This window comes from Streptomyces huiliensis, assembly GCF_020037025.1.
Lineage (GTDB): Bacteria > Actinomycetota > Actinomycetes > Streptomycetales > Streptomycetaceae > Streptomyces > Streptomyces huiliensis.
Genome location: NZ_JAIQLH010000180.1, coordinates 1 through 10388 on the forward strand (window position 1 = coordinate 1; position 10388 = coordinate 10388).

Consider the following 10388-nt stretch of genomic DNA (forward strand, 5'->3'; position numbering starts at 1 on the left):
GCGAGGGCTCGCCCCCGCCGTGACGCGAGCCGCGTCACACCTCGGCACGGTTCCCCGGCGCCAGGAGCCCCGCTAGGTTCGCACCATGTTCGCCGCCTACGCCGCACGCATCGACCGCGATCAGCCGCTCAGCGCACTCGAACTGGGCGAACGCCCCGAGCCCGAGGCGCGCCCCGGCTGGACGACCGTCACCGTCAAGGCCGCCTCCCTCAACCACCACGACCTGTGGACACTGCGTGGTGTGGGGATCAAGGAGGACGCCTTCCCGATGATCCTCGGCTGCGACGCCGCGGGGATCGACGAGGACGGGAACGAGGTCGTCGTCCACTCCGTCATCGGCCAGACCGGCCACGGGGTCGGCCCGGACGAGCCGCGCTCGCTGCTCACCGAGCGGTACCAGGGGACGTTCGCCGAGCGTGTCACCGTCCCGGCCTGGAACCTGCTGCCGAAGCCGAAGGAGCTGTCCTTCGAGGAGGCGACCTGCCTGCCCACGGCCTGGCTGACCGCGTACCGGATGCTGTTCACCAACGCGAACGTCCGCCCCGGCCAGAGCGTCCTGGTGCAGGGCGCCGGCGGCGGCGTCGCCACCGCGGCGATCGTGCTGGGCGCGGCGGCGGGCCTGCGGGTCTTCGCGACCAGCCGGGACGAGGGCAAGCGGCGGCGCGCCGTCGAGCTGGGCGCGGAGGACGCGTTCGAGCCGGGCGCCCGGCTGCCGCACCGGGTGGACGCGGTCATCGAGACCGTCGGCGCCGCGACCTGGTCGCACTCGGTCAAATCCCTTAAGCCCGGCGGCACTCTGGTGATCTCCGGCGCCACGAGCGGTCCGAACCCGTCGGCCGTGGAGCTGACCCGGGTCTTCTTCCTGGAGTTGAAGATCGTCGGCTCGACCATGGGCAGCAAGGAGGAGCTGGCGGACCTGCTGGCCTTCTGCGCGGCCACCGGCGTCCGGCCGGTGATCGACTCCGTCCTGCCGCTGGACCGGGCGCGCGAGGGGCTCGAAAGGATGGCCGAGGGCGAGCTGTTCGGGAAGGTCGTCCTGACGGTATGACCGTCGGATGCGGACGAGACGTGTGCGCCGCCCGGGGCCCGTCGTGGCCTCGGCGCTCGCGCTGCTGACAGCTGTCGCACCACTCGCCACTCCGACATCAAAGGCCGAAGCGGCCCCCGGAGCCCCGGGGGCCCCGGCCGCGCCGGGTGACGGCATCCCCCCGCTCACCGACGACGACGGGCGGACCCTCACCCTGCGCGGCTGGAACCTCGCCGACAAGGACCACCGCGGCGACCGCGCCCTGGAGGACATCACCGAGCGCCACCTCCGGGACCTGTCGGCCCGCGGCTTCGACTTCGCCCGGCTCGCGGTCTTCTGGGACGACCTCGAACCCCGGCCCGGCCGCTACAGCGAGCGCTATCTGCGGAAGATCGAACGGATCCTGGACTGGGCGGCACGGTACCGCGTCCGGGTCGTGATCGACGCCCACCAGGACGTCTACGGGCCCGCGTTCGGCGGCCACCGGGGCATCCCCGAGTGGGCCACCCGCACCGACGGCCTGCCCTACCGGCCGCACCCGGACGACTGGTTCGCCGAGTACTTCGAGCCCGGCGTGCAGGCCGCGTTCGAGCACCTCTACGAGGACGCGGACCTGCGCCGGGCCCAGCAGCGGATGTGGCGGGTCCTTGCCGGCCGGCTGGCCCGCCACCCCGCCGTGTACGGCTACGACCTGATCAACGAGCCGATGGGCCGGCTGCGTCCGGGCGAGGACCTGCCGGCCGCCGCCCGCCGGGTGGAGGCCACTCAGGTCACCCCGATGTACAACCGCCTCATCGCGGCGATCCGCGCGGTCGACCGGAAGCACCGGATCTTCGTCGAGCCCACGCCCGTCGTCGGCGAGGGCGTTCCGGCCTCCCTCGGGCGGATCCACGACCCGGCCGGCCGGATCGTCTACGCGCCGCACTTCTACGAGACGTCCATGGAGACCGGCGCCGATTACGACCCGGCGGCCGGCTGGATCGAACGCTACGAGGCCGCCGTCGTCCGCTACCCGCGCGAGCGGCGGCTCCCCGTCGTGGTGGGCGAGTGGGGCCCGCCCGACAGCACCCTGCCGAACATGGGCCGCTACTACGCCGACGCGCTCGCGTCCCTGGACCGGTACGGCTCCGGCTGGGCGGGCTGGACCTGGTGCTACGGCGGCGGCTACTGCGCCCTCGACCGCGAGGGCCGCTTCCAGCGGCACAAGGAGAACACGGCCCGGCCCTACGCGCCCGCGGTGGCGGGCGCGGTGCGCGCCTCGGCGTACGACCCCCGGGACGGCGTCTTCCGGCTGGAGTACACCGCCTCGGCGGCGGGCGGCGGCCGGACGGAGCTGACCCTGCCGCCGTCGTCGCGCGGCTGGCGCGTCACGGTCTCCGGACCGGCGCGCCCGGACGCGGCCCGCGTCCGCCCGGGCGCCCGCGGCCGGGTGACGGTCCACGCCCGGCCGGGGGCGGTGGTGAGGGTGACGGTGCGCCCCGCGGGCTAGCCCGTTCCGGTCCGGTGGGGGTGCCGTCAGCCGCGCCCGGCCGCCGCCCGTTCTGTGAGCATCGGCAGGGAGGCCAGGTGCTCCTCCGGGACGTCGAACGCCTCCGTGAGGACGGACAGGTGGGGCGCGAGCCGCGCGGTGAGCCGGGACGTGGCCTCCGGCAGCGAACGGACCTGTTCGGCGGTGAGCGCCCGCTCGGCGAGGAGGAGCCCGGCGCGCGGCACCACCTGCCCCAGCAGGAACAGCGCGCACAGATCGTCCAGTACGGACCGGGCGCCGGGGTCGGTGACGCGGGCGCAGGCCGCCGCGAACGCGTCGGCGGCCAGGCCCGCCGCGTGGGTCCCGACCAGGTGCAGGGCGGCGTCGGAGGCGTTGTTCCAGCGGGCGAACGCGTCCTGGGCCCGGCTGCCGGTGCCGCGCAGGTCGCGGCGGGCGGCCAGGTGCCAGTGGCGTTCCGCCGCGGCCAGCGCCCGGCGCAGGAGGTCCGGATCGGCCGGGCTCTCCGCGCCGGTGGCCTCCGGGACCCGCGCGACGGGCTCCCGGCCGAAGATCATCTCGGCGCCGGCCTTGCACCAGACGGCCAGGTTGTCGCCCTCGGCGGTGATCGCGCCCTCCGCGTTGGCCGGGTACTCCGCGAGCCCGTTGACCGGGAACAGCGCCCGCGCGCCGCAGCGTTCGCGGCACTCGATGGTGATGTCCCGGGCCTGCCAGGTGATCCAGCCCTTGACGACGGCCACCAGGCGCTCGTCGTCCGTGCGGTCGGCGGGTGTGCCGGCGGCGGGCGCGGGGTCGGCCCAGCGCGCGGTGGCGTACCGGTGGAGGAACGTCATGGCGTAGGCGGTCGCGACGCCGGCGAGCAGCCGGGCGTGGTGGCTGCGGTGCGCGACCAGTGGGACGCGGCGTCCGCCGGGTCCGGAGACGTGCCGCAGGTGCCCGTAGCGGGTCGCGATGGCGAGCGCGGCCCGCGAGCCGCCCAGGGTGCTCGCGCTCATGCACAACTTGCCCGTCGTCACCCGGCGGATGGCGTGCAGGAAGCGCTTGCGGGTGCTGCCCACGGCACTGGTGAAGGTGCCGTCCGGCGACAGGCGTCCGTGCGCGCCCTGGAGCAGGGCGGTGCGGGGCAGCCGGACGTGGTCGAAGGCGGTCACGCAGTGGTCGACCGGGCTGCCGACGCGTTCCGGCAGCGGCTCCACGGTGATGCCGGGGAGGGGGCTCCCATGGTGGTCGGTGAGCGGGGTGAGGAAGAGGAAGACGCCCTCGTCGCGGTCCCCGACGAGCAGCCGGGCCGCGACGACCGCCGTCTTGGCGCCGCCCGCCGGGCTCGTGTTGGGCATGTACTTGCGCGCGCCCGGGTGGGGGGTGTGCAGGACGAACTCCCCGCGCTCGGCGTCGTACCGGGCGACGGTCTCCAGCGCGGCGGCGTCGTTCCCGTGCGCGTCCTCGGTGCACAGGAAGGTGCCCGTCCGGGTGAGCGAGGCGAACTCCTCCGGATCGCGGGGCGGCGACACGTCGTCGTCGAGCAGGCTGCCGAGGAACAGGTTGTAGTGGATCCCGGCCACGGTCGCCGTCGCGCCGTCCACGACCGAGGCCCATTCGTGCAGCGCGGCGAGGGCGCGCGGGTCGCGGGCCAAGTCGGCGGGGGACACGGGGAGTTCGTCGTTGATCCTGCGCAGGCGCTCGTAGGCGAGTCGCCACCGCTCCCCGGCCGGGGTGTCGCCGGGGTGGCGGAACAGGTCGGCCGAGACGGCCTTGCGCCAGTGCGCGTGGAGGGCGGTGTCCGCGGGTCCTTCGTGGAAGAGGAGTTCCGTCAGCCGGGCCGGGTCGGGGGCGGGGTGCGCATGGTTGATCGTCACGCCGGGTTCATCGACCGGAGCGGCCCGGAGGAAACGGCCCTCTCCCCGTCGAAGTCGATCAGACGGGGCGCGCCTGTGCACGCGCCGCCTGTGCATGCGCCGCCTGTGCTTCGCCGGGGCCGCGGGGAGCCGTCGCCGCCGACGCATGGCGCGCCGAAGCGTCCGGCGGTGTCGGCCGCGCCCTCGGGGCTCCACCGGGCGCGGGGCCTGACGGAGGACGGGGGGCCGGGCGCCGGAAGGTGCCGCTCCGCGCCACGCCGCGGCCCGGGCGTCACTTCCGCAGCACGGATCCCATCCGTACCGCCGCCTCCGCCAGATGGTCGCGACACTCCGTGAGTTGGTCCGGCGTCACCCCGTGGTCGCGCGCCGCGTCGCGGATCTCGTCGCGGAAGCGGTCCAGCAGGCGGTCGAGGTCGCGGGCCGGGTCGGCGGAGTGGGTGTAGTCCATCGACACCCACTCGGGGGCGTCCGCGCGCTCGACGTGCACCGTCGGGCCGGCCTCGGGGCGGCCGCCCGCCAGCGTGCCGAGCTCCTTGGCCAGCGCGGTGACGCCCTCCACGAGGCCGGTCGGCCAGTCACCGCGCCGCGCGTGCTCGCGGACCTGCTCCTGGACGCGCTCCTTGATGCGGAGCACCTCCTCGCGGGTGTGCTCCTGGGCCTGCCGCGCCTGGCGGCGGGCCTGCTGGGCCTCCTGGTGGGCCCGCCGGCTCTCCTCCTTCGCCCGGCGCGCCTGCTCCTTCCACTCCTCCTTGGCCCGGCGCAGCTCCTCCTTCATCCCGGCGAAGTGGTCGCCGGCGTCGGTGCCGTCCGACCGCAGCCGGCCCGCCGCCTCGCGCAGCTCGCGGCGCAGCGCTCCGGCCGCGCCGCGGACGTCCTCCTGGATGTCGGCGGCCAGGGCCGTGACGGACTCCTGGATCTCCCGTTCCAGAGCGGTCAGTTCGGCGGCCCGGCCGCCGAGCTCGGCGCGGCCCGCGTCGGTGATCGCGTACACCTTGCGGCCGCCCTCGGTGGTGTGGGTGACCAGACCCTCGGCCTCCAGCTTGGCCAGGCGCGGGTAGACGGTGCCGGCGGACGGGGCGTAGAGCCCCTGGAAGCGCTCCTCCAGCAGCCGGATGATCTCGTACCCGTGGCGCGGGGCCTCGTCGAGCAGCTTGAGCAGGTAGAGGCGGAGGCGGCCGTGGGCGAAGACGGGGGGCATCAGAGGACCTTTCCCTGGGTGGGGGCGTCGGCGGGAGCGGCGGGCGTGGCGTGCGCGTCCTGTGCGTGGGGTGCGTCGGGTGCGTCGGACCCACCGTGCGCGCCGTGCTCGTCGTGCTGGTCGGGCCCGTCGTGCTCGTCGGGGAAGGCGTCGGCGGCCGGGGGCCTGCGCAGGACGGCTATGGCCCCCGAGACGCTGGTGACCCGCACCAGGCCGGTGGCCCGGCCCAGCCGGCCGGTGAGGCGCCGGCCGGCCCACTCGCCGGACGGCCGGAGCTCGCCGAAGGCGTTGGACACGGCACCGGTGGCGGTGCCCGCCTCCACGGCGGCGTCCGTCGAACCGGGCAGGCGCAGGGCGACGTCGCCGGAGACGGTGGTCAGGTCCAGGGAGGGGGCCGGGCCGGCCCCGGGAGCGCCGGATTCGGGTTCGGCCAGGTCGATGACGATGCCGCCGGTGACCGTCTCGGACTTCACCGCCTCGCTCCGGCAGTCGACGAGGGTGAGGTCCCCGGAGACGGAGTTGTGCCGCAGTGTCCCGGAGAGGGACTGGGCCTCCACGTCGCCGGAGACCGTCTCGGCCCGGACCGTGCCGGTGAGGCCCACCAGCGTGGCGTTCCCGGTGACACTGCGGACGTCCGTGGCGCCGGAGACGCCCGACACGACGGCGTGCGCCCCCACGACGCCGACCCTGACCCGGGTGCCGGTGGGGACCGCCAGCGTCACCGTGACCGAGCGGTGGCGGATGCCGCGGGCGAGTCGGCTGAGGATGCTCTTCCAGGCGAGGTCCTCGTATCCGACCGTCAGCGCTCCACTCTTGTGGGTGACAAGGAGGGGCGCCCCCGAGTGCGCGGAGAGCTCCAGGCGGGCGGGGCCCGTGTCGGTGCCGACGATGTTGACGGCGCCGTTCGCCAGGCGCACTTCCAGGGAGGTGACCGGCTCCTCGAAGGTCAGGTTCTCGGGTGCGGTCAGCGACCACTCCGACGGCGTGGGCATGCGGGCCTCCTGTGCGGCGTGGGCCGGTAGGGAAAAGGCGTACGGGCGCGGTCGGCGCGACTGTCGGGGCGTGCGAGGCGAGCCCACGGCATATCGCGTCTTATCGCGTCTCTGCTCAACACGATATATCGCGGATGCGTGAAGTCAAGCCCGACGCGGTGGCATAGCGTTGGCCCATGTCCGCTACCGATCACCTCCCGGCCTCGGGGTTGCTGCTGCTCTGCCGGGCCGCCCCCGACCGCGTACGACCCGCCGCGCAGCTGCTGCGGCGGCCGATGCTCCTGGCCCCGGCGGGCGAGGGCTGGAGCGTCCTGGTGCCCGCCGCGGAGTCCTGGCGCGACACTGGCACCCACCTCGCCGCGGTCGCGGGGGACTGGGCACACGCGCTGACGGCGGCGGACAACTGGCCGGTCGTCGGCCTGTGGTGGGACGCGGACGGCGCGGGCTTCGTGGTGGCGGCGGGCTTCCGCCGCACGGTGGGCCACACCTGGCTCCCGGACGGCACGCCGCTCGGCGAGGAGGAGGCGCTGACCGCCCTCCGCGCCCGGCTCGGGCTCGATCCGGTGCTCGACGGGGCGGCGCTCGACCGGCTGACGCGGCCCGACGCCGAGGCGGACGGGGCCGCCCGCGTTCTCGGTCTCGCCGCCGTGCTGTCCCGGGCGGGGCTCCGGCTCGGTCCGGGCGTCGTTCCCGGGCTGGCCGCCGGGCGGCTTTGTGAGGCGGCCGGCGTGCTTCCCGGTGCCGAACCCGTGGATTGGCCCGGGTGGCGGGCCGCGGTGTGCGGTGGGCTGGGGGCCGCCGAGCGGGGGGTGCTCGGGGCTTGGACGCGGGGGCCTCGGGGGCGGGCTCTCGGTGCGGCCGAGGTCGCCGCCGGGGTCGCGCTGCTGGCGTGGTCGCGGTCGGCGTCCCGCTGTGGCGCGCGGCGCGCGTGGCGGGCCGCGGGAGGTGTGCTTGTCGCCGACGGGGCGTTGTCGTTGTTGTACGACCGGTGGCGGGCGGGGCGGGGCGGTTCCTGAGGCGCGGCCCCGCCGGGGGCGGCCTACGGGCGGGTGGTGCCCCTGTCCCGCCCTTTCACCGTTTCCTGCGGGGGCCGCGCCCCCGCGCCCCCGAAGCGCCCTTCGGGCTCCCCCGGAGGGGGCACCCCCAGTCCTCAAGCGCCGGACGGGCTGGTGGTGGGCGGGGGCAGGCTGTTACTCGTCGTCCTCGTCGTCCAGCCGCGCCAGCCACGTCGCCAGACGCTCCACCGGCACCTCGAAGTCCGGGTTGAGGTCGACGAAGGTGCGCAGCTGTTCGGCGACCCAGCCGAGGGTGACCTCCTCCTCGCCCCGTCGGTTCTCCAGTTCCTCGATACCGCGGTCGGTGAAGTACAACGCTCTCTCCGTCAACAGGTCGACTGGGGTCAGGATCGTCCCAAGGATAGGCGGGGGCGGCCGTTCCCGGAGCGGGGCGTTGGCCAGGACCTCTCGCGCCCGTCACGTCCGAGGGCTAGCCTGCTGCATCATCGCGGTGACGGCAGGCGGTGCCGGCGCGACGACGGGGGGACGCGTGATGGACGGGATCACCCAGGTGCGGCTCGACGACGGCACGGTCGTGTGGGCCAGGATCAGCGAGGCGCAGGAGCTCCGGGCGACCGGGGACGGCGGGTACAAGGACTCCACGGCGGCGCGCCGCGTCGCCCAGCTGGCGAGCGGGCTCGCCGACACCGTGCGCGGGGTCGTCGACTCGCTGCGGATGGGAGTCGCGGCGGCGCGGCCGCAGGAGGTGCAGGTGCAGTTCGGCATCGAACTGTCCGCCCAGTCCGGCCAGGTCATCAGCCTGATCACCGACGCGGGGGGCAAGGCGTCGATCAACGTGACGCTCACCTGGAAGGAGAGCGGACCGGCCGCCGGCGGCGCACCCGGGGCGCCCACGACCCCCAGTGCTCCTTGAACCCCCATGAAGCCACCGTGCGCCGGTCCGTCGTCCGCATCTCCGGGGCCGGCGGCGGGCAGGAACCCGACGACGACCGGTTCTGGGGCACGGGGTTCTACATCGCCCCCGGCTGGGCCCTGACCTGTGCCCACGTGGTGGGGAACGGGGGTGGCGGCGTGCTGGACGGCACCACGGCCATCGACGTCACGGACGGCGACGAGCGCGTCCACGAGGGCAGGGTGGCGTTCGTCCTGCCGCGCCCGGACGACCCCGAGCGCCCGCCGGACCGCTGGCCGCTGCCCGACCTGGCGCTGGTCGAGGTCGCGCACGCGCAGGGCGCCGAATGCCTCTGGATGAGCGACCGTTCGGCGATCGTCCCGGCCGACGTGGCCGTCTACGGCTGGTCCCGGGAGACCGGCGAGCTGGGCTGGCGCTACGGCACCGGCACCGCCGCCGGCGGGGACGGCAGCGGTCGGGCGATGCTGCTGCGCGGCGAGATCCCCGTGGAGGGTTGCTCCGGCGGCCCGGTGGTGGACACCGGCCGGGGCGCGGTGATCGGGGTGAGCAAGGGGCGCGGGGCGCACAACGGGCTCGCGGTGCCGGTCACGGCGCTGCGCCGGATCGCCAACGACCGGCCCGGGCGCGACCGGCTGCACTCCGTCGTCCGCGCGCACGACCGCTACCACCTGCGGCACTACCGCGCGGTGGGCGCCGGCCGCAGCTGGACCGGCATCCAGAAGGGGCTGCGCCCGGCGGTCGAGGGCTTCACCCCGGTGCTGCGCACCCAACTGTTCGCCCGCCTCGCCGAGCTGAGCCAGCCCCGGACGCCGGGCGAGGTGATGGCCCTCGTCGACCAGGCCAAGAGCCGGGTGATCCAGGACCCCTACCAGCCCGGCGTCGAGCACGACCCGCGCACCTGGCGCGAGGGCGTCGGCCTCCTGTACGACCTGCGGGACGGCGCCGAGGGCCGCGGCGACCGCACGGGCTGGCCGGGCGCCGGCTCCGGCCCGGGCCGGGACCTGGAGCTGGAGGCGGTCCTGCTGTACGCGGCCTGGGTGGCGGCGGCCGTCAGCCGGCTCGGCGACCCCGCCGACGCCGGCCCGGTGAGGGAGCTGGCCTGCTGGGTGACCGGCAAGGCGGACCAGGTGCAGGACGTCATCCGCAAGGAGGTCCACAGGATCCTGCACGGCCGCTCCGACCCCGGGCCCGACCGTCCGGTGCCGTCCGCCGGCGTCGTCCTGGTCAAGGACCGGCCGGGCCCGGTGGAGCCCGCGGACGAGACCGACCTCCGGGCCCGGGCCGACGTGCTCGTGGAGGTCGACGCCCTGATGTACGGCGACCGCTACCCGTGGCGCGTCAAACTGCTCGGCCAGGACGACCGGATCACCCCGTTCCGCGACGACGCCAAGGGTGCCCGCCGGGCGGAGCTCCGGGAGGCGCTGCGCGAGCCGATAGCCGAGGCGCTGCGCCAGGGCGACGTGGGCGAGCACTTGGCGGCCGTTCGGCTCGTTCTGCCGCGCGAGCTGTACGACGAGCCGGTGGCCGACTGGCGGCTGGTGCCGCCCGGCACGGACGACGACGGATTCGACCCGCACGGCATGCCGCTCGGCCAGCGCCGCGTCGTGGTGGTCCGGGACCGGCGGCGCCGGGACCGGCGCACCTTCCCGGAGTGGCAGCGGCGGTGGAACGGCTGTACGGCCGGTCCGATGACCGCCGTACCGCTGCGCGCGGAGGTGCCCGTCCCCGGGCACGGAGCGCGCCGGCCGGAGAGCAAGCACGCGGCGTACGCCCGGCTCTTGGACGCGGACCCGGCCGCCGTCCCGGTCTACTGCGGTCCGGTCTCGCACGGCGCGGGCGCCCTGGCCCTGGACGCGGCGCTCGCCGCCGGACACGCGGTGGTGATCTGGCGCGGATGCGC

At 75.6% G+C, this 10388-nt stretch carries 9 protein-coding genes; 5 read left to right on the plus strand and 4 right to left on the minus strand.

Annotated features, from left to right (window positions below):
* Positions 1–85: 85 nt before the first annotated feature.
* A complete protein-coding gene (locus tag JNW98_RS25960) occupies positions 86–1048 on the plus strand; it encodes a zinc-binding dehydrogenase (RefSeq protein ID WP_223770723.1) in 963 nt (320 codons plus the stop codon).
* Positions 1049–1055: 7 nt separating this feature from the next.
* Positions 1056–2516, plus strand: coding sequence for a cellulase family glycosylhydrolase (locus tag JNW98_RS25965; protein WP_223770724.1), 1461 nt, complete (start codon positions 1056–1058; stop codon positions 2514–2516).
* Positions 2517–2542: 26 nt separating this feature from the next.
* On the opposite strand, the gene JNW98_RS25970 is transcribed toward JNW98_RS25965, so the two are convergent.
* From JNW98_RS25970 to JNW98_RS25980, 3 genes are all read right to left on the minus strand, one after another.
* Positions 2543–4369, minus strand: a complete 1827-nt coding sequence (locus JNW98_RS25970; RefSeq protein WP_223770725.1) for an acyl-CoA dehydrogenase family protein — start codon at positions 4367–4369, stop codon at positions 2543–2545.
* Between the two features lie 271 nt (positions 4370–4640).
* Complete coding sequence (locus tag JNW98_RS25975; RefSeq protein WP_223770726.1) at positions 4641–5567, minus strand: PadR family transcriptional regulator; 927 nt, start codon at positions 5565–5567, stop codon at positions 4641–4643.
* Positions 5567–6559, minus strand: coding sequence for a DUF4097 family beta strand repeat-containing protein (locus tag JNW98_RS25980; protein WP_223770727.1), 993 nt, complete (start codon positions 6557–6559; stop codon positions 5567–5569). The genes JNW98_RS25975 and JNW98_RS25980 overlap by 1 nt, the downstream gene beginning before the upstream one ends.
* 176 nt (positions 6560–6735) lie before the next feature.
* On the opposite strand from JNW98_RS25980, the gene JNW98_RS25985 reads away from it, so the two are divergent.
* Complete coding sequence (locus JNW98_RS25985) at positions 6736–7575, plus strand: hypothetical protein (RefSeq protein ID WP_223770728.1); 840 nt, start codon at positions 6736–6738, stop codon at positions 7573–7575.
* A gap of 174 nt (positions 7576–7749) precedes the next feature.
* Here JNW98_RS25985 and JNW98_RS25990 read toward each other — a convergent pair whose 3' ends face one another.
* On the minus strand, positions 7750–7929 hold the full coding sequence (locus tag JNW98_RS25990; RefSeq protein WP_004937694.1) for a DUF6104 family protein: 180 nt from the start codon (positions 7927–7929) through the stop codon (positions 7750–7752).
* A gap of 178 nt (positions 7930–8107) precedes the next feature.
* On the opposite strand from JNW98_RS25990, the gene JNW98_RS25995 reads away from it, so the two are divergent.
* The gene (locus JNW98_RS25995; RefSeq protein WP_223770729.1) at positions 8108–8488 is read left to right on the plus strand and encodes a CU044_2847 family protein; all 381 of its coding nucleotides are present in this window, start codon (positions 8108–8110) and stop codon (positions 8486–8488) included.
* A 17-nt stretch (positions 8489–8505) separates the two neighbouring features.
* On the plus strand, positions 8506–10388 hold a 1883-nt coding region (locus JNW98_RS26000), incomplete at its 3' end, for a VMAP-C domain-containing protein (RefSeq protein ID WP_223770730.1).